This window comes from Sphingomonas ginsengisoli An et al. 2013 (genome assembly GCF_009363895.1).
Lineage (GTDB): Bacteria > Pseudomonadota > Alphaproteobacteria > Sphingomonadales > Sphingomonadaceae > Sphingomicrobium > Sphingomicrobium ginsengisoli.
Genome location: NZ_CP045434.1, coordinates 2,013,590 through 2,034,008 on the forward strand (window position 1 = coordinate 2,013,590; position 20,419 = coordinate 2,034,008).

General features: G+C 68.2%; 25 protein-coding genes and 1 tRNA gene. 15 read left to right on the top strand and 11 right to left on the bottom strand.

The genetic code is table 11. The features are described 5' to 3' along the window. Positions 1-74: 74 nt before the first annotated feature. A complete protein-coding gene (locus GCU42_RS09705) occupies positions 75-371 on the bottom strand; it encodes a hypothetical protein (protein ID WP_114227325.1) in 297 nt (98 codons plus the stop codon). A 307-nt stretch (positions 372-678) separates the two neighbouring features. Here GCU42_RS09705 and infA point away from each other — a divergent pair, with 307 nt between their 5' ends. The 6 genes from infA to GCU42_RS09735 all read left to right on the top strand — a co-directional run bounded on the left by infA (position 679) and on the right by GCU42_RS09735 (position 3,825). Beyond that, on the top strand, positions 679-930 hold the full coding sequence (gene infA / locus GCU42_RS09710) for a translation initiation factor IF-1 (RefSeq protein WP_114227326.1): 252 nt from the start codon (positions 679-681) through the stop codon (positions 928-930). Positions 931-939: 9 nt separating this feature from the next. Then, positions 940-1,512: a Maf family protein gene (locus GCU42_RS09715; protein ID WP_114227327.1), complete on the top strand. Its 573-nt coding sequence runs from the start codon at positions 940-942 to the stop codon at positions 1,510-1,512. Further along, positions 1,505-2,443, top strand: coding sequence for a ribonuclease (locus GCU42_RS09720; RefSeq protein ID WP_114227328.1), 939 nt, complete (start codon positions 1,505-1,507; stop codon positions 2,441-2,443). The genes GCU42_RS09715 and GCU42_RS09720 overlap by 8 nt, the downstream gene beginning before the upstream one ends. Continuing rightward, the gene (locus tag GCU42_RS09725; RefSeq protein ID WP_114227329.1) at positions 2,430-2,609 is read left to right on the top strand and encodes a DNA gyrase inhibitor YacG; all 180 of its coding nucleotides are present in this window, start codon (positions 2,430-2,432) and stop codon (positions 2,607-2,609) included. Before GCU42_RS09720 ends, GCU42_RS09725 begins: the two co-directional genes overlap by 14 nt. Before the next feature lie 40 nt (positions 2,610-2,649). Then, a tRNA-Phe gene (locus tag GCU42_RS09730) sits at positions 2,650-2,725 on the top strand. Positions 2,726-2,832: 107 nt separating this feature from the next. Beyond that, positions 2,833-3,825, top strand: coding sequence for a YncE family protein (locus tag GCU42_RS09735; RefSeq protein ID WP_114227330.1), 993 nt, complete (start codon positions 2,833-2,835; stop codon positions 3,823-3,825). Here GCU42_RS09735 and GCU42_RS09740 read toward each other — a convergent pair. From GCU42_RS09740 to uvsE, 3 genes are all read right to left on the bottom strand, one after another. Beyond that, entirely contained in the window at positions 3,822-4,433 is a 612-nt protein-coding gene (locus tag GCU42_RS09740; RefSeq protein WP_114227331.1) for a hypothetical protein, read from the bottom strand. The two genes, GCU42_RS09735 and GCU42_RS09740, sit on opposite strands and share 4 nt — an antisense overlap. A 122-nt stretch (positions 4,434-4,555) precedes the next feature. Continuing rightward, entirely contained in the window at positions 4,556-5,446 is an 891-nt protein-coding gene (locus GCU42_RS09745) for an SMP-30/gluconolactonase/LRE family protein (protein ID WP_114227332.1), read from the bottom strand. 57 nt (positions 5,447-5,503) lie between these two features. Further along, the gene (uvsE, locus tag GCU42_RS09750; protein WP_114227333.1) at positions 5,504-6,679 is read right to left on the bottom strand and encodes a UV DNA damage repair endonuclease UvsE; all 1,176 of its coding nucleotides are present in this window, start codon (positions 6,677-6,679) and stop codon (positions 5,504-5,506) included. 90 nt (positions 6,680-6,769) lie between these two features. Between uvsE and GCU42_RS09755 the strand changes: the two genes are divergently transcribed. Genes GCU42_RS09755 through GCU42_RS09765 form a run of 3 tightly spaced genes read left to right on the top strand, consistent with a single transcriptional unit; the run spans position 6,770 to position 9,455 of the window. Further along, the gene (locus tag GCU42_RS09755; RefSeq protein WP_114227334.1) at positions 6,770-7,210 is read left to right on the top strand and encodes an OsmC family protein; all 441 of its coding nucleotides are present in this window, start codon (positions 6,770-6,772) and stop codon (positions 7,208-7,210) included. Positions 7,211-7,254: 44 nt separating this feature from the next. Continuing rightward, a complete protein-coding gene (nhaA, locus tag GCU42_RS09760) occupies positions 7,255-8,472 on the top strand; it encodes a Na+/H+ antiporter NhaA (protein ID WP_114227335.1) in 1,218 nt (405 codons plus the stop codon). Continuing rightward, positions 8,472-9,455, top strand: coding sequence for a histone deacetylase family protein (locus GCU42_RS09765; RefSeq protein ID WP_114227336.1), 984 nt, complete (start codon positions 8,472-8,474; stop codon positions 9,453-9,455). Before nhaA ends, GCU42_RS09765 begins: the two co-directional genes overlap by 1 nt. A gap of 9 nt (positions 9,456-9,464) precedes the next feature. Here GCU42_RS09765 and GCU42_RS09770 read toward each other — a convergent pair whose 3' ends face one another. The 5 genes from GCU42_RS09770 to sucC all read right to left on the bottom strand — a co-directional run bounded on the left by GCU42_RS09770 (position 9,465) and on the right by sucC (position 13,515). Beyond that, positions 9,465-10,091 (bottom strand): hypothetical protein, encoded by a 627-nt coding sequence (locus GCU42_RS09770; RefSeq protein WP_114227337.1) that lies wholly within the window; start codon positions 10,089-10,091, stop codon positions 9,465-9,467. 72 nt (positions 10,092-10,163) lie between these two features. After that, entirely contained in the window at positions 10,164-11,096 is a 933-nt protein-coding gene (locus tag GCU42_RS09775; RefSeq protein WP_114227338.1) for an electron transfer flavoprotein subunit alpha/FixB family protein, read from the bottom strand. Then, positions 11,093-11,842, bottom strand: coding sequence for an electron transfer flavoprotein subunit beta/FixA family protein (locus GCU42_RS09780; RefSeq protein ID WP_114227339.1), 750 nt, complete (start codon positions 11,840-11,842; stop codon positions 11,093-11,095). The genes GCU42_RS09775 and GCU42_RS09780 overlap by 4 nt, the downstream gene beginning before the upstream one ends. 55 nt (positions 11,843-11,897) lie before the next feature. Further along, positions 11,898-12,296: an SgcJ/EcaC family oxidoreductase gene (locus GCU42_RS09785; protein ID WP_114227340.1), complete on the bottom strand. Its 399-nt coding sequence runs from the start codon at positions 12,294-12,296 to the stop codon at positions 11,898-11,900. Positions 12,297-12,300: 4 nt separating this feature from the next. Next, positions 12,301-13,515 (bottom strand): ADP-forming succinate--CoA ligase subunit beta, encoded by a 1,215-nt coding sequence (sucC, locus tag GCU42_RS09790; protein WP_114227341.1) that lies wholly within the window; start codon positions 13,513-13,515, stop codon positions 12,301-12,303. A gap of 39 nt (positions 13,516-13,554) precedes the next feature. Here sucC and dinB point away from each other — a divergent pair, with 39 nt between their 5' ends. From dinB to GCU42_RS09810, 4 genes are all read left to right on the top strand, one after another. Beyond that, a complete protein-coding gene (gene dinB, locus GCU42_RS09795; RefSeq protein ID WP_114227342.1) occupies positions 13,555-14,676 on the top strand; it encodes a DNA polymerase IV in 1,122 nt (373 codons plus the stop codon). Between the two features lie 156 nt (positions 14,677-14,832). Further along, complete coding sequence (locus tag GCU42_RS09800) at positions 14,833-15,384, top strand: CarD family transcriptional regulator (RefSeq protein WP_114227343.1); 552 nt, start codon at positions 14,833-14,835, stop codon at positions 15,382-15,384. A gap of 124 nt (positions 15,385-15,508) precedes the next feature. Then, positions 15,509-16,234, top strand: coding sequence for a head GIN domain-containing protein (locus GCU42_RS09805; protein ID WP_162789199.1), 726 nt, complete (start codon positions 15,509-15,511; stop codon positions 16,232-16,234). Between the two features lie 46 nt (positions 16,235-16,280). Beyond that, entirely contained in the window at positions 16,281-16,997 is a 717-nt protein-coding gene (locus tag GCU42_RS09810) for a GIN domain-containing protein (RefSeq protein ID WP_114227345.1), read from the top strand. Here the strand turns inward: GCU42_RS09810 and GCU42_RS09815 are convergent. Then, positions 16,994-17,398 (bottom strand): DUF1489 family protein, encoded by a 405-nt coding sequence (locus GCU42_RS09815; protein ID WP_114227811.1) that lies wholly within the window; start codon positions 17,396-17,398, stop codon positions 16,994-16,996. The two genes, GCU42_RS09810 and GCU42_RS09815, sit on opposite strands and share 4 nt — an antisense overlap. 39 nt (positions 17,399-17,437) lie before the next feature. Then, positions 17,438-18,877: a magnesium transporter gene (mgtE, locus tag GCU42_RS09820; RefSeq protein WP_114227346.1), complete on the bottom strand. Its 1,440-nt coding sequence runs from the start codon at positions 18,875-18,877 to the stop codon at positions 17,438-17,440. A 108-nt stretch (positions 18,878-18,985) separates the two neighbouring features. On the opposite strand from mgtE, the gene GCU42_RS09825 reads away from it, so the two are divergent. Together GCU42_RS09825 and GCU42_RS09830 are read left to right on the top strand one after the other, a co-directional pair. After that, on the top strand, positions 18,986-19,444 hold the full coding sequence (locus GCU42_RS09825; RefSeq protein WP_114227347.1) for a peptidylprolyl isomerase: 459 nt from the start codon (positions 18,986-18,988) through the stop codon (positions 19,442-19,444). A 139-nt stretch (positions 19,445-19,583) separates the two neighbouring features. Continuing rightward, positions 19,584-20,345: an SDR family NAD(P)-dependent oxidoreductase gene (locus GCU42_RS09830; protein WP_114227348.1), complete on the top strand. Its 762-nt coding sequence runs from the start codon at positions 19,584-19,586 to the stop codon at positions 20,343-20,345. Positions 20,346-20,419 lie beyond the last annotated feature (74 nt).

Sequence of the window (20,419 nt, forward strand, 5' to 3'; positions counted from 1 at the left end):
GCCGCGGCGAGGGATCGCCGCGGCGCTTCATGCTCTCGGGTCGGGAGTCTAGCCGGCCGTTGAGAAAGGCGTGCTTAGTGAGCGGCGTCCTTGGCCTTGTCACCGGCGTCCTTGGCGGCGTCGCCGGCCTTTTCGGCCGCCTTGCCAGCCGCGGCGGCATTGTCGCCGGCAGCCTGCATCGCCTGGTCGTTGCCGGTCGCCATCGCATTCATGGTCTCGTTGGACGCGGCGTTGGCGGCATCGGCCGCATTGCTCGCCTCGACCGCCGCATTGGCGCTCTCGTTGGCGGCGGTGGCCGTGTCGGTCTTATGGCCGCAAGCGGCGAGCGTCAGCGCGCCACCAGCGAGCGCGATCATCAGAACTTTGCGCATATTCCCTCCAACATTCCTATCAACTGCCCTGCCCGGCTGGCGTCTGTCACCGGCCGCGAGTCAGCCTCCCTGTTCAGGAACGCGAAAGGTTAGTGAGGGGTGCGGCCCGCAGCAAATGAACTTCCTGACAGCATCGGCTGGCTTGGCGCGTTGACGGCGCGGCGTCGACTTCCCATCTGGAGATCAGACGCTCGGGAGCGCTTCCCCGTCGGCACGCTTGCCGGGCCGGTCCTCCCTGTGCGCCTTCCCTTTTTGCCGCCGTCCCGCTAAGGGGCCGCGACTTTCACTTTTCGTCACAAGGAATTGCATGGCCAAGGAAGAACTTCTCGAGATGCGCGGGCGGGTAGTCGAACTGCTCCCCAACGCGATGTTCCGCGTCGAACTCGAGAACGGCCATGAGATTTTGGGGCACACCGCCGGCAAGATGCGCAAGAACCGCATCCGCGTGCTGACCGGCGACGAAGTGCTGGTCGAACTGACCCCCTACGACCTCACCAAGGGGCGGATCACCTACCGCTTCATGCCCGGCCGCGCCGGACCGCCCGGCTATAACGGCTAAGCGCGGCCGATGCGGCTGATCCTCGCTTCGGCGAGTCCGCGCCGCCTCGACCTGCTGGCGCGGATCGGGGTCGTACCCGATGCCATCCTCCCCGCCGACATCGACGAGAGCGTGCCCGCCGGCGAGCGTCCAGGCGACCATGCGTTGCGCCTGGCAGCCGAGAAGGCGCAAGCCGTCGCCGCGCGCGAACCGGACGCGCTGGTACTCGCCGCCGATACGGTGGTCGCGGTCGGCCGCCGGATCCTGCCCAAAGTCGAGGACGAGGCGACGCTGCGCGCGTGCATGGCGCTGCTGAGCGGCCGCCGGCACCGGGTGATGACCGGGGTCGCGCTCGCCGCTCCGGGACAGCCGCTGCGCACCCGGCTGGTCGAGACGACCATCGCGATGAAGCGGCTGTCCGAGCAGGAAATCGACTATTACGCCGGGCACGGCGAATGGCGCGGCAAGGCCGGCGGCTATGCGCTGCAGGGCTATGGTGAGGTCTATGTCCGCCACATCGGCGGGAGCTATTCCAACGTCGTCGGCCTGCCGCTGGCCGAGACACGGCACCTGCTCAAGGCGGCGGGATATCCCCTTGCCTGAATGGGTCCACGAGCGCGGGATCGGGGAGACCCGGTGCGCGCTGGTCGACCGTGAGGCGATCGTCGAGGCGCGTGTCGTGCTCGATGGTACGCTGGCAGCCGGAAGCGTGGTCGACGCACGGCTGACGAGCGTCGGGACGAACGGCCGCAATGCGCTGGCGGTCGCCCAGGACGGGACCGAACTGCTGCTGCCGCACCGCCCCGCCGGGGTCAGCGAGGGCGGCGCGCTCCACCTCGAGATCACCCGCGAGGCGATTGCCTCGGTAGAGCGATGGAAGCGGCCGCTGGCGCGGGTCACCGATGCCGCGCCGCAGTCAGCCCCGTTGCCGGGGCGACTGGCACGGCCGGGCGAACTCGCCGCCGCCGACTGGGACGAGATCGTCGAGCAGGCGCAGAGCGGGAGCGTGTCCTTCCCCGGTGGCAGCCTCGGCCTTTTCGCGACCCCTGCGATGACGCTGATCGACGTCGACGGCCATTTGCCGCCCGGCGAGCTGGCGGTGGCCGGGGCGCGCGCCGCCGCGCAGGCGATCCGGCGGCTCGGCATCGGCGGCTCGATCGGGATCGACCTGCCGACGGTCGCGGGCAAGGCCCCGCGCGCCGCCTCCGCCGAGGCAATCGACGCGGTGCTTACCGGCACCCGGTTCGAGCGGACCGCGGTCAACGGCTTCGGTTTCCTTCAGCTGGTCCGCCCGCGCCGGCACGCCTCCCTGCTCGAGCTGGCGCTCGACCGCCCGGCGTTCGCGGCACGGCAGCTGCTGCGCCAGGCCGCGAGCGCGCACGGGCCGGCGACGCTGGTCGCCGCGCCGGCCGTCGTCAGCCTGCTCGAGGCGCAGCAATCGTGGCTCGAACAGCTAGCCCGGGCGCGCGGCGGCGCGATCGCCTTGCGCGCCGACCCCGGCCTCGCCATCTGGGCGGGCCATGCCGAAGACTGATCCCAAGCCCTGTCCGCTGTGCGGCCAGCCGCCCGCGCCCCAGCACCAGCCCTTCTGCAGCCGCGGCTGCAAGGATCGCGATCTGCTGCAATGGCTTGGTGAGGGCTACCGCATTCCCGGCCCGCCCGCCGCGGACGGGCTGGACAGCGACGAGGGGCACAGCTAGGGAGCCGCCTGCCCCGCAGCCGGTCTGGCTGCAGACGTGGGCCCAGGTAGCTCAGTTGGTAGAGCATGCGACTGAAAATCGCAGTGTCGGCGGTTCGACCCCGTCCCTGGGCACCATCGTTTCGAAGTGAAGTGGCCTAATGCCAGTTCCACCTTGCCGCCTATTCACTAGCCGCCGCCGCTGACTCCGCTAGGCTCGTCCTCTTCTTTCGATGAGGTGAGCGATGCGCCGGCTGATCCCGTTCATGACGCTGATGGCGAGCGCCGCCGCCGCCCATGCCGCGTCGCCGCCATACAAGGTGGTCGCGCAGCTGCCCGCGGGCGACGGCGGCTGGGACCTGCTCAGCGTCGCCTCGGCCGACCGTCGGCTTTATGTTGCGCACGGAGACGGGGTGACCGCAATCGATCTCCGCACCGGGCAAGCGACCGACCGGATCGTCGCCGGAGAGCGAGTCCACGCCGCGCTGGCCATCCCCGGCACGCACGAGGTGCTTTCGACCAACGGCGGCACCAACACCGCCATCCTGTTCGACGGGCGCACCGGCAAGGTCCGCGCGACGATCCCGACCGGGACCAAGCCCGATGCCGCGGCCTGGGACCCGCTGACCCGCACGGTGTGGATCATGAACCCGGGCAGCGGCGACATCACCGTGATCGACCCGGTGACGGCCAAGGTCCTCTCGACGATCGCGGTCGGCGGCTCGCTCGAGCTTGGCGTCGCCGACGGGCGCGGCCGCCTCTACGTCAATGTCGAGGACAAGAATGAGGTCGTGGTGCTCGACACCAAGGCCCGCAAGCTGGTCGGCCGCTTCCCGCTGGCCGGCTGCGAAGGGCCGACCGGGATCGCACTCGACCCCGCCCTGAATGAGCTCGTCTCGGCCTGCGGGGAAAATGCGGTGGCGATCGTCTCCGCGCCGGACGGCCGTCAGCTCGCCAAGCTGCCGATCGGCCGCGGCGCCGACGGGGCCGAAGTCGACGCCGCCCGCCACCTGGCGCTGATCCCCGCCGGCCGCGACGGGACGATCACGCTGATCCAGCTCGGCGCCAGACCGACCGTCGCGGGGCAGGTCGCGACCGCGGTCAGCGCGCGCACCATCGCGCTCGATCTCACCACCGGCCGGGCCTATCTGCCGTCGGCGCGCCTCGGCGCGGCCGTCGGAGCCGAACGACCGAAGGCGGTGCCGGGCTCATTCCGCGTCCTGGTGATCGCGCCCTAGCGCGTCAGCCCGAGCGCCAGGTAGAAATGATAACCGGTGCGGTGGTCGGCCCAGGTTGGCCCGCCCGATAACAGGATCGAGGCATGCTCGCTCAGGCGCAGGATCGAGCCCAGCCCGGCGCGCGTCTGCGCGGTGCCGCCCTGCTGGTCGGCGCCTTGGCGGGTGATTTCGGCGCCGAGCGAGAGGGTGCGGCCCATGTCCTGGGTCACCGCAATCCCGGCCTGCCAGAAATCGCGATTGCCGCTCCCGGGATTGAGAGTGAAGCCGCCCCCGCCGAACAGGCTGGTGCCTCCCGCGAAATCCTTTTCCGCCCACACCGGCAGTAAGAGGCGAGTGCGCTCCCCCGGGCTGTGCGCCGCGGTCGGCAAGATCACGCGCGGGAAGATGGCGATCGCGACCCCCGCCTTCTCATCATGAAGGAAGCGATATTTGACCCCGAGCTCGACGTCACCCGACCCACCGCGCCAGCCCTCGCCGGGGACATGGCTGAAGCTCAGCGGCAGCGTGGCGGTGAGCTGGACGCCCTTGGCCGCGCCATAGTTGAGGTCGAGCCCGGCGTCGGCGTCGATGGTCGAGCGGCGCCCTTCGCCGGCGCTGAAGGCGTACAACTCCCAATGGCCGAGGTCCGTCGGGACCGGATCGTCGGTGAGGTAGGGTGGGCCAGCCAGGGCCGGCCCCGCGCTTCCCAGCAGAGCGAGCGCCAGGACCCCCCTCGCTATAACCGACAAGGTCACGGCCAGCCTGCGCGCGGGACGCGCACGTGCGCGATCTCGATCCGCCCATTCGCGCTCGCCGACGCCTGCCTGGAATCGCTGGTCGGCGCGGTCATGGCGAAGAGCGTGCGGCCATCCTCGCCGCCGAGCATGCAGGCGAAGCTGGGCTGGCCGGTCGTCACCACCTCGAGCACGTCCCCGCCCTCGGCATAGCGGACGCACTCGGGCGCGGTGGGGTTGGCGATCCAGATCGCGCCCTCGGCGTCGAGGCAGATGCCGTCGGGCAGGCGGGGCGCGTTGGGATCGGTCAGGGTCTGCGCCCACAGCCGCCGATTGGCGAGACGACCGTCGGGCAGAATGTCGAACGCCGTGAGCTGTCCGCTCAGCGTCTCGCCGACGATCAGCGTCCCGCCGTCGGGGGTGATCACGCTGCCGTTGGGAAAGTGCAGCCCGTCCGCCGCCTGCTCGACCCGGCCGTCGGGGTGGACCAGCGCGATCGCCGCGGTCGGATGATCGGCGAGCACGGCGAGGTCGCCGCGCGTCCGGATCTCACCGTGCAGGTCGAAACCGAAGTTGCCGACGTAGGCGCGGCCGTCGGCGTCGACCACCATGTCATTGCTGAGGAAGGTGTGGACCGCTGACAGATCGGCATGAACGACAAGCGAGCCGTCGGCCTCGCGCCGAAGCAGCTGGCGCCCGCGCATCGCCACCACCAGCAAACGCCCGTCGGGCAGCCAGCCGAGCCCCGATGGCTGGTCGTCGAGCTCGACCTCGGTCCTGAGATCGCCAGCGAGCGAGACCGAACGGGCCGCGTGGGCATAGAAATCGCTGAACCACAGCCGCCCTTCGTGCCAGCGCGGTCCCTCGCCGAAGAAAATGCCGTCGGCCAATACACGCGCCTGGGTCATGCGCTGCTCCTCGCCGGTCAGCCTAGCAGGCCCGAACGAAGGGGCAACGCCCGCTCGTCAGCCGAGGGCTTCCTCAGGCTCGGTCATGCGCTCACCCTCGTCGACGTCGGGTTCATCGTTAGCAGCGACACCCTGTTCAAGCGCGCGTTCCTCGGCCGCCAACTCGTCGGCATCGGCGGCGGTGATTCCGAAACGGGCGGCGACATCGGGGGCGAAGCGGAGCAGGTCGGGGCGCAGCTTGATGATCGATACGTCCTTGGCCTTGCCCTCCATCATCACGTCGAACTCGAGCCCGTCGACCGCGCGCATGAAGGTCGCGAACTCGAACGGATTGGTGAAGTCGCTGTGGCCGGTCCAGATCGGCGGGAGCAGCACGGTTTTCACGCGCGCCGTCGCCTTCACCGGGGCCTTGGTCAGCCCCCTCGCTTTAGGTGCCTTGCCTGCCTTCGCCGCGTCGCGCTGCTTGGCGGTAACCTTGCGTTTCACCTCGCGCATCTCAGTGCGCGGCGAGGAGAAGTGCATCTTGGGCCGTACCCCGTCGGGCCAGGTCGCGAGGAACTTCTCGAACGTGTCGCGCAGCTCAAACCGCTCGGGGTTCAAGCACCAGAAGTGCTGATAGTCGAACACGCAGCGGACCCCGGTCCGCTCGTGGATCCACAGCACGTCGGCGGCGGAAAAGCGGATGTCGTCATTCTCGAGCACCAGCCGGCGGCGGACATGCTCGGGGCATTGGTTCCAGCCGTCGATCCATCGCGCCCGCGCCGCCTCGCGGTCGTCATAGACCCCGCCGACATGGGTGACGAGCACCGCTTCGGGGCCGCAGCCCATCCGGTCGAGCATCTCGGCCTGGCTGGCGAGGTCCCAGATCGACTTGGCGGTCAGGTCCGGGTTCGGGCTGTTGAGCAGCACATATTGCGAGGGGTGGAAGGACAGGCGGATGTCGAGCTCGCGCGCCTTCCGGCCGAACGCGGCCAGTTCGGCATCGCTCTCGGCCACCATGTTGTGGAATTGCGGCAGGCCGGGATGGGTGGCGTAGGGCGCGATGTCCGACGACAGCCGGTACATGTCGATCTCGACTTTCCGGAGATAGTCGAGGACGTGGTCGAGCAGCTCGAGGCTGCACTTGAGATGCGGATTCTTCTGCCAGCGGCGGCTGTCGCCCGACTTCAGGCCGGGCACTCCCATCACCTTGACCGGGAAGCCGAGGCGGAGGGGACGGGCGGGGATAGTCATGTTCGAATGAACGAGCGCTCGTCTCATCCGTTGCAGGGGTGAGTGGCGTTCCACCGGTCCGTCGGACCTTAGCCAAAGGAGCATTCCAACATGGTCACCCGCACCGCCAACGCCCGCTACGAAGGCATGGGCAAGACCGGCAAGGGTTGGGTCTCGACCCAGTCAGGCGTGCTCAACGAGCAGCGCTACGGCTTCAACAGCCGCTTCGAGGACGGTCCCGGGACCAATCCGGAGGAGCTGATCGCCGCCGCCCACGCGGGCTGCTTCACCATGGCGCTGAGCTTCGCGCTGGCGGGCGCGGGCGTGACCGATGGGACGCTCGAAACCGAAGCCAAGGTGACGCTCGAGCAGGATGGCGCGGGCTTCACCGTCACTCGATCGGACCTCAAACTGCGCGCGACCGTGCCGGGCATCGACGAAGCCAAATTGCGCGAGCTGGCCGAAGGGGCAAAGACCAATTGCCCGATCTCCAAGCTGCTCAAGGCCGAGACGAGCCTTGAGGTCGAGGTCGGCCAGCCAGCGGCCGCCTGACGCCTTTCGGTTGCGCCGCGGGGCGCCGGTGGCCATGAAACGGCATGGCCGCCAGCAACAACCACGATCGCAACGCCGGCCTTGCGTTGATGGGTGCGGCGGCGGCGGCGCTGCTGATCGCCAACACCCCGCTGGCGGCGGGCTACCACGACTTGCTCCACACCCAGCTGGGGCCGTTGACTGTCCACTACTGGATCGCCGACGCGCTGATGGCGCTGTTCTTCCTGCTCGTCGGGCTGGAGGTGAAGCGCGAATGGTATGACGGGCGATTGGCGGGGGCCGAGGCGCGGCGGCTGCCGATCATCGCTGCCGCCGCGGGCATGGCGGTTCCCGCCGCTTTCTATCTGGCAGTCACTGGCGGCGACGCCGCGCTGTTTCGCGGCTGGGCGATCCCCGCCGCCACCGACATCGCCTTTGCGCTGGGCGTGCTGGCGCTGCTCGGCAGCCGCGCGCCGGCGTCGATCAAGCTGCTGCTCGTGACGATCGCGATCGTCGACGACATCGGCGCGGTGATCATCATCGCTTTGTTCTACACCGCCGACCTCAACGTCCCCGCGCTCGCCGCGGCGGCGGTGCTGCTCGGCTTGATGGCCAGCCTGACCATGTTCGGGGTGCGGCGGCTGTGGCCCTATTTGCTGCTGTTCTGCGGGCTATGGGTGGCGGTGTTCCAGTCGGGCGTCCACGCGACGATCGCCGGCGTGCTCGCCGCGCTGACCATCCCGCTCGGCCGCGGAGAGCCGTCCTCCCCGCTCAAGAAGCTCGAGCATCGGCTGCACCCGTGGGTGATGTTCGGCGTAGTTCCGCTGTTCGGCTTCGCCAGCGCCGGCGTGACCTTGGGCGGGATCGACCAGCTGACCCACCCGCTCCCGCTCGGGATCGCCGCCGGCCTGTTCCTCGGCAAGCAGCTCGGCGTCTTTGCCGCGATCCTGCTCGCCGTCCGACTGGGCGCGGCGCGGCGTCCGGCGGGCGTCACCTGGCGGCAGGTCTATGGCGCGGCGCTGCTATGCGGGATCGGTTTCACCATGAGCCTGTTCATCGGCGCGCTCGCCTTCGCCGACCCGGCGCTGGTGGACGAGGCGAAGATCGGCACGCTGGCCGGCTCGCTGCTCGCCGGGCTGCTCGGCTATGTCGTGCTGCGGACCGCGCCGCCGATGGAGGCGCCCGACCTCGACCGCGAGCTGGCGTCGGAAATCTTCGGCGACGATGCCGACGAGGATCCCGCGATCGGCAGTTCCGAACGCCACACCGCGACCGCCAAGTGATGCGCTGCTTCTGGGATGAGCGGCAGCGAGCGCACACGCCGCAGACCGAATTCTTCAACGGCGCGCTGCACCCGGCGGCGGACACGGTCGACAGGGTCGATTCAATCCTCACCGCGATCGGGCCGACTGAGACGCCCGCGCACCGCGCGGAGGACGAATTGCTCGAACTGCTCGGCAGGGTGCATGACCCGGACTATCTCGACCTGCTGCGTACCGCCTACGACGAGTGGCAGGCGACGGGGCGGAGCGGCGACGTGCTGCCCTACGCCTTCCCGGTGCACCGCGGTCCACGCCAGCTCACCCGCATCGACGCGCGGCTCGGCGCCCACGCCTACGACACCTGCGCGCCGATCACCGCCGGGACTTGGAGCGCGCTCTTGGCGGCCTGCGGGACGCTGCTCGGCGGCCTCGACGCCGTGCTCGGCGGTGAGCACGCGTTCGCGTTGACTCGCCCGCCGGGCCACCACGCCGGCCCCGATTATATGGGCGGTTATTCCTACCTCAACTGGGCGGCGATCGCGGCGGTCGTCTCGGGCCGGAGGGCCGCGATCCTCGACCTCGACTACCACCACGGCAATGGGACGCAGGACATTGTGCGTGGGCGCGAGGGCATCGCTTTCGCCTCGCTCCATGCCGACCCCGCCACCGACTACCCCTTCTTCTGGGGTCACGCCGAGGAGAGCGGCGGCAACATCCTCAACCGGTCGCTACCGCGCGGAACGGCGTTCGCCGCCTACGACAAGGCGCTGGCCGAGACGCTCGAGTGGCTCGCCGCCGACCGCCCCGAACTGCTGATCGTCAGCTTCGGCGCCGACACGTTCGTCGACGATCCGATCAGCTATTTCGCACTGGAGACCGCCGACTATGCCCGGCTGGCGACCCGCATCGGGCGGCTCGGGGTGCCGACGCTCACGGTGCTCGAAGGCGGCTATGCGGTCGACGCACTCGGCGCCAATGTTGCGAGCTTTCTGGGTGGGCTCTAGGCGGCCGGCTCAGCGGCAGGCGCTTGCGTCGTACCACGGCTCCCGTAGGGCGCCGGGGTAGATGTCGATGCAAATCGGCTTGCCAACTGCAACCTGCTCATAGGCTGTGCGACCCACATCCCAGTCGTCACGCTCCTTCACCGGGCCAAACGGCGGCAGGGTCACGTAATAGCTCCTATGCCGGCCATTGCCGATGCGATGATCGAGCACGCGCACCGCAAAGTGTTCGGGTGCCGCCTGGGGGAAGATGTCGTTCGCCAATGCGAGCAGCGCCCACGCATAGCAGATGGCCCCGAGAGCGCCGCAGAGCAGCAGGGTCCACTGTTCCTTTCCGCGGGGCAAGCCTTTGGCAAACAGCCACAGCCCAATCAGGGTCAGCAGGCCGCCGAGCGCGAGGCTCCATTCGAACAGAGCCCAACCGTCGACCAACGGGAAGTCGAGGAGGAGGCGCAACGCCAAAACGATCGGCGGCAGCATCAAGAACTGAGACGGACCCTCGTCCTTGTTGAGATCGATCGCACCTTTCGAGAGCTGCGCCGCAACGACTGCGATTACGGGGGTTAGCCCAAGCAGCGCCAAGACCGGCAGGTACGGCCTTGGATAGAAGAAGCCCCACGCGCACAGCCCCGCGCTCACCGGACCCGCCCAGCGCACGCTATGGCGCCAAGCGGTGCGAGCTCTGCTTCCGCTCAATGCAGCGACCGGCGCTTAAAGCTTCTCGGTCAGCTCCGGTACGATCTTGAACAGGTCACCGACCAGGCCGACGTCCGCCACCTGGAAGATCGGGGCTTCCTCGTCCTTGTTGATGGCGACGATTACCTTCGAGTCTTTCATTCCGGCGAGGTGCTGAATCGCGCCCGAGATGCCGATGGCGACGTAAAGCTCCGGGGCGACGATCTTCCCGGTCTGGCCGACCTGATAATCGTTGGGGGCGTAGCCCGCGTCGACCGCCGCGCGGCTGGCGCCGACTGCGGCGCCGAGCTTGTCGGCGAGCGGGTCGATATATTGGTGGAATGCCTCGCCCGAGCCCAATGCTCGGCCGCCCGAGACGATGATCTTGGCGCTGGTCAGCTCGGGACGTTCGCTGACGCTCTCCTCCATCGAGACGAAGCGCGACTTTTCGTTGGCGGCGCCGGCGGGAACGTCCTCGACGCTTCCCGCGCCCGACCCGCGCTCGGCTTTTGCGAATGCGGTGCCGCGGACGGTGATGACCTTCTTGGCATCCTTCGAACGCACGGTGGCGATCGCATTGCCGGCGTAGATCGGGCGCTGGAAGGTGTCCGGCCCCTCGACCGCGATGATGTCGCTGACCTGCGCGACGTCGAGCAATGCGGCGACGCGCGGGGCGATGTTGCGCCCGGTGGTGGTCGAGCCGAACAGGACATAATCGTAATTGGCCGCCAGCCCGGCGACGAGCGGCGCGACGGCCTCTGCCAGCTCATGATCGAGCGCGGCGTCGGCGGCGACCAGCACCTTGGCGACCCCGCCGATCGTCTTGGCGTCGTCGGCCGCGGCGGTGGCGCCGCTGTCGGTCAGCAGCAGATGCACGTCGCCGCCGATCTTGGCCGCGGCGCCGAGGGTGGCGAGGGTCGAATCCTTGACCTTGCCGTGGGCGTGCTCGCCGAGAACCAGGATCGTCATGCCACCACTCCCAAGGACTTCAGTTTGGACACGAGTTCGTCGACCGAGCCGACCTTGATTCCGGCCGAACGCTTGGCCGGTTCGACCACCTTTAGCGTCTCGAGCCGCGGAGCAGTGTCGACGCCGTAGTCGGCCGGCGTCTTGTTCGCGAGCGGCTTCGACTTCGCCTTCATGATGTTGGGAAGGCTTGCGTAGCGCGGCTCGTTCAAGCGCAGGTCGGTCGTGACGATCGCTGGGACCGTCAGCGCCACAGTCTCGAGCCCGCCGTCGACCTCACGGGTGACGTTGACGCTGTCGCCCGCAACCTCGACCTTGGAGGCGAAAGTGCCCTGGCCCCAGCCGGTCAGCGCGCCGAGCATTTGCCCGACCTGCGAGCTGTCATCGTCGATCGCCTGCTTGCCGAGCAGCACAAGGCCCGGCTGCTCTTCCTCGGCGATCTTCGCCAGGATCTTGGCGACGGCGAGCGGCTCGACCTCGTCGTCGGTCTGGACGAGGATCGCGCGGTCGCTGCCCATCGCCAGTGCGGTGCGCAGCGTCTCCTGCGCCTTGGCCGGGCCGACCGAGACCACGACGATCTCGCTCGCGGCGCCCTTTTCCTTGAGGCGGATGGCTTCCTCGACCGCGATCTCGTCGAATGGGTTCATGCTCATCTTGACGTTGGCGAGGTCGACCCCCGAGCCATCCATCTTGACCCGCGGTTTGACGTTGTAATCGATCACCCGCTTGACCGCGACTAAGACCTTCATCGCTTTCTCTCTCCATCACGGCGCCGCGGCGGACCGCGCGCCCGGCTCCATCCGCTTAAACGCCCGGCCGTTCCCGCAGCATTGTATTGTGTAGGGCGACGATCAGCGGTTTGGAACCGGACCCATCGACCACGATCGACATCAGCGCACGATGCGTTCCCGCCATCGGTCCGCCCGGGACGTCGAGGGTCGCGGACACGTGCATGAGCGATATCCGATCGTCGAGCGCGCGAAGATCCTCGACAGCCATCCGATTGCGACTGCCCCGGTAGATGCCGTCGAAAATTTCCTGATGCCCCGCGCCAATCGCGGCCCGTCCGCGGGCGTGCTGCCCGAGGACGTTCACGAAGTCGGCGTCCTCGGCAAAACTCGCGGCCCAGCCCGCGCCGTCACCGGCATTCCAAGCATCCTCCATGGAGGCGCAAAGGGCGTCGGCATCGGCGCGAGCCAGCATCGTGTCAGGCCGCCTTCTTCACTTCGGCGACGATCTTCTGGGCGGCATCGCCGAGGTCGTTGGCGGCGACGATCGGCAGGCCGCTGTTCGCCAAGATGTCCTTGCCCTGCTGGACGTTGGTGCCTTCGAGGCGGACCACCAGCGGGACCTTGAGGTCGACCTCGCGCGCGGCGGCAACGATGCCGTCGGCGATGATGTCGCACTTCATGATGCCACCGAAGATGTTGACCAAGATGCCCTTCACCGCCGGGTCGGCAAGGATGATCTTGAACGCCGCGGTGACCTTTTCCTTGTTGGCGCCGCCGCCGACGTCGAGGAAGTTGGCCGGGAAGGCGCCGTTCAGCTTGATGATGTCCATCGTCGCCATGGCGAGGCCGGCGCCGTTGACCATGCAGCCGATGTCGCCGTCGAGCTTGATGTAGGCGAGGTCGTACTTCGACGCCTCGACCTCCATCGGATCTTCCTCGGTCAGGTCGCGCAGCTCGGCGATGTCCTTGTGGCGGAACATGGCGTTGCCGTCGAAGCCGACCTTGGCGTCGAGGACCATCAGCTTTGCCCCCTCGCCTTCTTTGGCGTCGGTGACCGCGAGCGGGTTGATCTCGATCTGCTCGGCGTCGCTGCCGAGGAAAGCGGCGTAGAGGCCGGCAAGGACCTTGGCCGCCTGCTTGGCGAGGTCGCCGGTCAGGCCGAGCGCGGCGGCGACGGCGCGGCCGTGATGCGGCATCAGCCCGGTCGCGGGGTCGATAGTGATGGTGTGGATGCGCTCGGGCGTGTCGTGGGCGACCGTCTCGATGTCCATGCCGCCTTCGGTCGAGGCGACCACTGCGATGCGGCCGGTCTCCCGGTCGACCAGCAACGCGAGGTAATATTCCTTCGCGATGTCGACGCCGTCGGTGATGTAGAGGCGCTGGACCTGCTTGCCGTGCTCGCCAGTCTGGATGGTGACCAGCGTCTTGCCGAGCATCTCCTCGGCGTGCGCGCGGACCTCGTCGATCGACTTGGCGAGGCGCACGCCGCCCTTGGCATCGGGGCCCAACTCCTTGAACTTGCCCTTGCCGCGGCCGCCGGCGTGGATCTGCGCCTTGACCACCCACAACGGCCCGGGGAGCTGCTTGGCCGCCGCAACCGCCTCGTCGGCGGTCATCGCGGCGTGTCCGGCGGGGACGGGCACGCCATATTTCGCGAGCAATTCCTTGGCCTGATATTCGTGGATGTTCATGAGGGTTTCCGCGCAAGTGGGGTTTGGCGGCCCTAAAGCATGACTCCGGCGACAAGCCAAGTTAGGGAACGGGGAGTGAACGCTGAAGCGCCGAATCCGCTCCGCAAGATCATCCATGTCGACATGGACGCCTTTTTCGCGAGCGTGGAGCAACGCGACGATCCCTCGCTCAAAGGCAAGCCGGTGGCGGTCGGCGGCGGTCACCGCGGGGTGGTCGCGGCAGCGAGCTACGAGGCAAGGGTGTTCGGAGTCCGCTCGGCGATGCCCTCGGTCACCGCCAAGCGGCGCTGCCCTGACCTCATCTTCGTCAAGCCGCGGTTCGACGCCTATCGCGAAGTCAGCCAACAGATCCGCGCGATCTTCGCCGATTACACCGACCTCATTGAGCCGCTGAGCCTCGACGAGGCCTATCTCGACGTCACCGAGGACCGCTTGGGGCTCGGCTCGGCGAAGGCGATCGCCGAGGACATTCGCCGCCGCATCGCCCAGGAAACCCGGCTGACCGCCTCGGCCGGGGTCAGTTACTGCAAGTTCGTCGCCAAGCTCGCCTCCGACCAGAACAAGCCCAACGGCCTGTGCGTCATCCGCCCGCACGAGGCGGCGCGCTACATCGGCTCGCTGCCGGTCGGGCGCTTTCACGGAATCGGTCCCAAAACCGCCGAGCGACTGAACGCGCTCGGCATTCACACCGGCGCCGATCTCCAGCAGATGAGCCTCGAGGAACTGACCGGGCGGTTCGGCAGCTCGGGCGAATGGTATCACCGCATCTGCCGCGGGATCGACGAGCGCGCGGTCCGCTCCGAACGCGAAACCAAGTCGGTCAGTGCCGAGCGGACCTTCAACGAGGATTTGCGCGATCCGGAAGCCTTGCACGCCGAGCTCGAGCGGGTCGCCGGCTACGCCTGGACGCGGATCGAGCGGCACGGGGTCGCCGGGCGGACGGTGACGCTCAAGGTCAAATATGCCGACTTCCAGCTGATCAGCCGCGCCTGCAGCCATCAGGTGCCGATCGATCGCTACGGCCCCTTCGCCGCGGCCGGCCATGTCCTGCTCGAGCGGCTCCTGCCGGTCACCAAGGGAATTCGCCTGCTCGGGCTCGGGCTGTCGGGATTAAACGAGGTTAATGAGGATGTTCCGAGGCAGCTCGGACTGGAAATCTGAATCCATTTGTGTTAAATACTCGACACGGAAGGCCGCTCGACCCTGAGCGGCCTCGCTCGCAACAGCAGGTCTGTTCACACAGCACGGCACCACGACCGTCGGTCGACTTGGGGGACATCGGTTGAGTCCGGTGCCGCGCGCAGAGAAAGGTTAGTAATGGCAGCGAAGGCGCTTAGCTTCGACGTTGGCGATTATGTTGTTTACCCCAAGCATGGTGTGGGCCGCGTCGTTGAGCTGCAGAGCACCGAGATCGCCGGCACCCGGCTCGATCTCTACGTGCTCCGCTTCGAAAAAGAGAAGATGACGCTGCGCGTCCCCGTCCTCAAGGCGGACTCGGTCGGCATGCGCAAGCTGTCGAGCGACAAGACCATGCAGGCGGCGCTCGAGACGCTCAAGGGCAAGCCCAAGGTCAAGCGCACCATGTGGTCGCGCCGGGCCCAGGAATATGAGGCGAAGATCAATTCGGGCGACCTCACGTCGATCGCCGAAGTGACCCGCGACCTGTTCCGCCCGGACGACGCGCCCGAGCAGAGCTATTCGGAGCGGCAGATCTTCGAAGCCGCCTCGTCGCGCCTGGCGCGGGAGCTCGGCGCGATGGAGCAGACCGACGAGAAGGCCGCGCTGGCCAAGATCCTCGAGATCCTGAACAAGGCCGCGGTCATCCATCAGAAGAACAAGGAAGTGGTCGAGACCGAAGACGCCGACTGAGCGCCTTCACTCGATGCTTCTTGCAAAGGGGCGTCTCCTCTCCCGAGAAGGCGCCCTTTTTGCATGCTTGCACGCCGCGGCCGGGCGTGTATTATGCTGGCAACACAGCATTAGGGGAATTGCCATGCGCCTCGTCCATTTCGCCGTCCCGATGACCGCCCTTGCCACGCTCTCCGCCTGCCAGATGGGCCAGGCGCGCGATGCCGGACCGCAGACCACCCGCAGTTTCCCCGCTGGCAATGCCACGCGGCTGGCGGTCGCCGGCTCCTACGATGTCACCGTCAGCACCGGCAGCGCGCCGGGCGTGCAGGCGACTGGTGGGCAGAACCGGCTCGACGACATCGTGGTCGAGCAGGATGGCGACACCCTCAAAATCCACCCCAAGCCGAGCAACGGCATGAACTGGACGCGCTGGACCAACGACAAGGGCGTCAAGATTTCGGTTACCCTGCCGACGTTGGCGTCGGTGGCGATGGCCGGATCGGGCGACGTCACCGTCAACAAGGTCGCCGGCGACAGTTTCGAGGCCAATCTCGCCGGTTCGGGCGGGCTCAAGCTCGACTCGGTGCAGGCGCGCCAGCTGGCGATCAAGATCGCCGGGTCGGGCGATGTCTCGGCCAAGGGCACGGTCGGCGCGACCCAGATGTCGGTCGCGGGATCGGGCGACGTCGACGCCGCCGATCTCGTCGCCGACACCGCCGAGATCAAGGTGATGGGCTCGGGCAATGTCCGGCTGCAGGCGAAGCAATCGGCCAATGTCTCGGTCGCCGGCTCAGGCGATGTCGAGATCAAGGGCGGCGCCAAGTGCCAGATCAGCAAGGCCGGCTCGGGCGAGGTGCGCTGCTCCTAAGGCGGCGCTGACGAAGCGTTAACCATGACGGTGCGAGGGTGAGGGCATGATCCGCTTCCTTCCCCTCGCCGCCCTGCTCGCCGCCGGTCTCGCCGCTCCGGCGGCCGCCGAGACCCGCAGCTACACAATCACCAGCTTCGACCGAGTCCGCATCGACGGGCCCTATACGGTGACCATCACCACCAACAGCGGTTCCTTCGCCCGCGCGACCGGTTCGGCCGCCGCGATCGACCGGGTCAAGGTGAGGGTCGAGGGCACGACCCTGATCGTCAGCGTCGATCCCGGCGGCTGGGGCGGCTCGCCCGACGGACCGGCCGGGCCCGTGGCGATCGAGGCGGGCACCGGCAACCTCGCAATCGCCACGGTCAACGGCGCGGGCTCGCTCACAGCCAGCGACATCCGCGGGCCCGAATTCGCGCTCAACATGCAGGGCAGCGGCATCGCCACTATCCAGCGCCTCGACGTCGACCGGTTGAAGATCGGTGTCGCGGGCGCCGGCTCGGCCCGGCTCGGCGGGCAGGCCCTCAACTTGACCGCTATCGTCCGCGGCGCCGGAAGCATCGACGCGGCGGGCGTCAACGCCCACGATGCGACCATCGGTGCCGAGGGGCCGGCGCTGGTCCGCGCCACCGTCAGCGGCACCGCCAAGGTCGACGCCACCGGGGTCGCCGCGGTGACGCTCGCGGGCGATCCGGGCTGCCAGTCCAAGACCACCGGCACCGCGACCATCACCGGCTGCCGCGAGCAGGTAGGCCGGCGCTAGATCAGCGCAAGCGCGCTAAGCTTCCCATAGAGCAGCGGCGGCAACAGCCCGAGCCCGCTGTCGTCATGGTCGCCCGGTTTCGGCGCGGCCTCGGATTCGAGATAGCGCCAGCCCTGGTGCGCACGCTTGGTGGTCGGGGGAATGGCGAGCAGAGCATCACTGCAGACGATGTCGAGTCGGCCGTCCTTGCGATCATCGAACCGCAGGATCGTCTGGCAGGCGACCAACCGATGCTTGACGATCCAGTAGAGCGAGCCGCCGATCAGCTCGGCCATCCGCTTGGGCCGCATCCGGGTGACCACCCGCACCTCACCGTCGGCGGCCCGCCCGGCGATCCGCCGCTCAAGCGATGCGACATCGCGGCAGCCGACCGCGACCTTGGTGAGATGGAGATTGGGCACGCCCGTCCATTTGCGGGCCACGCCTGAGAAATCAACCGCTTAGGTAAGGAGCAGCGAGGCGAGGCCGAGGAAGGTGAAGAAGCCCATCACGTCGGTCATGGTGGTGACGAACACCGCCGAGGCGACCGCGGGATCGAGCCGGAATTTGTCGAGCGTGACGGGGACGAGCACCCCGACCAGCCCCGCGACCAGACTGTTGATCAGCATCGCCAGCGCGAAGACGACCGACAGCGTCGGATTGCCAAGCACCAGCCAGCTCCCGACCGCGCCGACCAGCCCGAGCGAAAAACCGTTGGCGATGGCGATGCGGAATTCGCGGAGCAGCATCCAGGCGGTGTTGGCGCTGGTCAACTGATTGGTGGCGAGCGCGCGGACCACCACCGCTAGCGTTTGGGTGCCGGCATTGCCGCCCAGCGCCGAGACGATGGGCATCAGCGCGGCCAGGATCGCGTAGCGCCCGATCTCGCCCTGGAAGAGGCCGACCACCGAGGCGGTGCAGATGGTCGCGGCGAGGTTGACCACCAGCCACAGCACGCGGGTGCGCACCGTCAAGCGGATCGGCTCGTTGATGTCGCCATCGCCCGCGCCGGCCAGCTGGGTGGTGTCCTCGCCCGCCTCTTCCTGGATGATGTGGACGATGTCGTCGACGGTGATCATCCCGACCAGTCGCCCGCTCGCGTCGACCACCGCAGCCGAGATGAGCGCATATTTCTGGAACCGCAGCGCCACGTCTTCCTGGTCCATGTCGACCGGGATCAGCGTCTGCTCCTCGGCCATGATGGCGCTCACCGGCATGGTCCGCGGCGAGCGCAGGATCGCCGACAATTGGCAGGTGCCGACCGGGTGGTGGATCGGCGAGACGACGAACACTTCCCAGAAATTGTTGGTGAGTTCTTCGTCGGAGCGGAGATAGTCGATGACCTGGCCGACGGTCCAATGCTCGGGCACCGCGATCAGGTCGCGCTGCATCAGGCGGCCGGCGGTTTCCTCACCGTAGCTGAGCGCTTCCTCGATCGCTGCGCGCTCGTCAGGCTCCATCGCGCGAAGAACCGCGCGCTGCTCGTCCTCCTCGAGATCCTCGATGATCGCGACCGCGTCGTCGGTCTCGAGTTCGCCCGCGATCTCGGCGACGCGCTCGGGCGCCATTTCGCCGACCAGCACTTCGCGGACGTGCTCGTTCATCTCGGCGATGACGTCGGCGTCGACCAGTTCGGCGAGCGCTGCGACCAGGCCCTCGCGCTCGTCGGCGCGGGCGAGCTCGATCAGGTCGGCGACATCGGCGGGGTGGAGCGGCTCGACCAGCCGGCGGGCAGTCTCGACATCGCCGTCATCGACGGCGTCGAGCACCTCGGCGACGAAGCGGGGACGCAGGCGGTCCTCGTCGTCCATCACCGTGCTTTCAGGGTCTGGGGCGGGCGCTGCAACGACAGCCTCATCCTCGGCCAGGACGGCGGTGGCAGCGGTTTCCCGTTCGCTCATTCCCGCTCTCCCTGGCCCGCGACGCCGCCCTCCTATGGCGCGGCCTGCTCTGGCGCAAGGCGGGAGGCGCGCCTACATGCGCCGCTTCCCATTCACGGAGCATCCTTCATGGCCGATACGCCGCAGACCCTTACCCTGACCCTTTCGAGCGGCGGCGACGTCGTCATCCGGCTGCGGCCCGACCTCGCCCCTGGCCATGTCGAGCGCATCACCAGCCTCGCGAAGGACGGCTTCTACGACGGCGTCGTGTTCCACCGCGTCATCCCGGGTTTCATGGCGCAGGGCGGCGACCCGTCGGGCACCGGCATGGGCGGCTCCAAGCTCCCCGACCTCAAGGCCGAGTTCAACGCCGAGCCACACGTGCGCGGCACCTGCTCGATGGCGCGGACCAACCAGCCCGACACCGCCAACAGCCAGTTCTTCATCTGTTTCGACGACGCCCGCTTCCTCGACCGGCAATACACCGTCTGGGGTAAGGTCGAGAGCGGGATGGAGCATGTCGACGCGCTCCCGGTCGGCGAGCCGCCGCGCAATCCGGGCAAGATCGAGAAAGCGACCGTCGCGTAAGCAAGTCCCTGCCCCGCTCGTCCCGAGCGGAGCGAAGCGTAGTCGAGGGGCGCCCCACGCGGTATACGCCCCTCGACTACGGACCTGCGGTCCTCCGCTCGGGACGAGCGGACGGTGGTCGGCATTGGAGCACTCCGCCATGACCAAGCCCGTCGTCCTAATTACCGGCGCATCGGCCGGGCTCGGCGTCGATTTCGCGCGGCAATTGTCAGGGGACGGCAGCCGGCTGGTGCTGGTCGCCAGGCGCAAGGACCGGCTCGACGAGTTGGCCGCCGAGCTGGGCAATGCCCGCGCGGTCGAGCTCGACCTCGCCGAGGCCGGCGCGGCCGACCGGCTGCTGGCCGACCTCGCCGCCCACGACGAGCATGTCGACTGCCTGATCAACAATGCCGGCTTCGGGCTCAGCGGAACGGTCGCTGAGCTCGACGGCGCGCGGCAGCGGCAGATGATCGACCTCAATTGCGGGGTGCTGACCGAGCTGTGCCACGCGGTGCTTCCGGGCATGATCGACCGTAAGCGCGGCGGCATCCTCAACGTCGCCTCGACCGCCGCCTTCCAGCCCGGTCCCTTCTCGGCGGTCTATTATGCGACCAAGGCCTATGTGCTGAGCTTTACCGAGGCGCTGCACGTCGAAGTCAAAGACAAGGGCATCCACGTCAGCGCGCTGTGCCCGGGACCGACCAAGACCGAATTCTTCCGGGTCGCCGGCTACGGCGAGGGCAACATGCTCGAGAAGATGGCGATGCCGAGCGCGCCGGTCGTCGCCGCCGGCCTCGCCGGACTGGCGAAGAACCAGGCGGTGGTCATCCCCGGCGCGCTCAACAAGGTCGGTGCGCAGGGCCACCGCATCCTCCCCCGTTCGGTGCTGCGCAAGGTCGCGGCGATGATCAAGGCAAACTGAACGGCAGGCGCCGGCGGATTTGCATCGCCGCCGCCTCGCCCCACATTGAACCGAAACCGTCGCCCCCCGTTGGG

What these genes read in the sequence shown, in the direction of transcription:
- GCU42_RS09780 (WP_114227339.1), bottom strand. Translation starts at nt 11,842, where the DNA reads ATGAAGGTCTTAGTCGCGGTCAAGCGGGTGATCGATTACAACGTCAAA.
- GCU42_RS09705 (WP_114227325.1), bottom strand. Translation starts at nt 371, where the DNA reads ATGCGCAAAGTTCTGATGATCGCGCTCGCTGGTGGCGCGCTGACGCTC.
- GCU42_RS09785 (WP_114227340.1), bottom strand. Translation starts at nt 12,296, where the DNA reads ATGCTGGCTCGCGCCGATGCCGACGCCCTTTGCGCCTCCATGGAGGAT.
- GCU42_RS09735 (WP_114227330.1), top strand. Translation starts at nt 2,833, where the DNA reads ATGCGCCGGCTGATCCCGTTCATGACGCTGATGGCGAGCGCCGCCGCC.
- GCU42_RS09755 (WP_114227334.1), top strand. Translation starts at nt 6,770, where the DNA reads ATGGTCACCCGCACCGCCAACGCCCGCTACGAAGGCATGGGCAAGACC.
- nhaA (WP_114227335.1), top strand. Translation starts at nt 7,255, where the DNA reads ATGGCCGCCAGCAACAACCACGATCGCAACGCCGGCCTTGCGTTGATG.
- GCU42_RS09830 (WP_114227348.1), top strand. Translation starts at nt 19,584, where the DNA reads ATGACCAAGCCCGTCGTCCTAATTACCGGCGCATCGGCCGGGCTCGGC.
- GCU42_RS09765 (WP_114227336.1), top strand. Translation starts at nt 8,472, where the DNA reads ATGCGCTGCTTCTGGGATGAGCGGCAGCGAGCGCACACGCCGCAGACC.
- mgtE (WP_114227346.1), bottom strand. Translation starts at nt 18,877, where the DNA reads ATGAGCGAACGGGAAACCGCTGCCACCGCCGTCCTGGCCGAGGATGAG.
- GCU42_RS09715 (WP_114227327.1), top strand. Translation starts at nt 940, where the DNA reads ATGCGGCTGATCCTCGCTTCGGCGAGTCCGCGCCGCCTCGACCTGCTG.
- GCU42_RS09725 (WP_114227329.1), top strand. Translation starts at nt 2,430, where the DNA reads ATGCCGAAGACTGATCCCAAGCCCTGTCCGCTGTGCGGCCAGCCGCCC.
- uvsE (WP_114227333.1), bottom strand. Translation starts at nt 6,679, where the DNA reads ATGACTATCCCCGCCCGTCCCCTCCGCCTCGGCTTCCCGGTCAAGGTG.
- GCU42_RS09805 (WP_162789199.1), top strand. Translation starts at nt 15,509, where the DNA reads ATGCGCCTCGTCCATTTCGCCGTCCCGATGACCGCCCTTGCCACGCTC.
- GCU42_RS09825 (WP_114227347.1), top strand. Translation starts at nt 18,986, where the DNA reads ATGGCCGATACGCCGCAGACCCTTACCCTGACCCTTTCGAGCGGCGGC.
- sucC (WP_114227341.1), bottom strand. Translation starts at nt 13,515, where the DNA reads ATGAACATCCACGAATATCAGGCCAAGGAATTGCTCGCGAAATATGGC.
- GCU42_RS09800 (WP_114227343.1), top strand. Translation starts at nt 14,833, where the DNA reads ATGGCAGCGAAGGCGCTTAGCTTCGACGTTGGCGATTATGTTGTTTAC.
- GCU42_RS09745 (WP_114227332.1), bottom strand. Translation starts at nt 5,446, where the DNA reads ATGACCCAGGCGCGTGTATTGGCCGACGGCATTTTCTTCGGCGAGGGA.
- dinB (WP_114227342.1), top strand. Translation starts at nt 13,555, where the DNA reads ATGACTCCGGCGACAAGCCAAGTTAGGGAACGGGGAGTGAACGCTGAA.
- GCU42_RS09810 (WP_114227345.1), top strand. Translation starts at nt 16,281, where the DNA reads ATGATCCGCTTCCTTCCCCTCGCCGCCCTGCTCGCCGCCGGTCTCGCC.
- infA (WP_114227326.1), top strand. Translation starts at nt 679, where the DNA reads ATGGCCAAGGAAGAACTTCTCGAGATGCGCGGGCGGGTAGTCGAACTG.
- GCU42_RS09775 (WP_114227338.1), bottom strand. Translation starts at nt 11,096, where the DNA reads ATGACGATCCTGGTTCTCGGCGAGCACGCCCACGGCAAGGTCAAGGAT.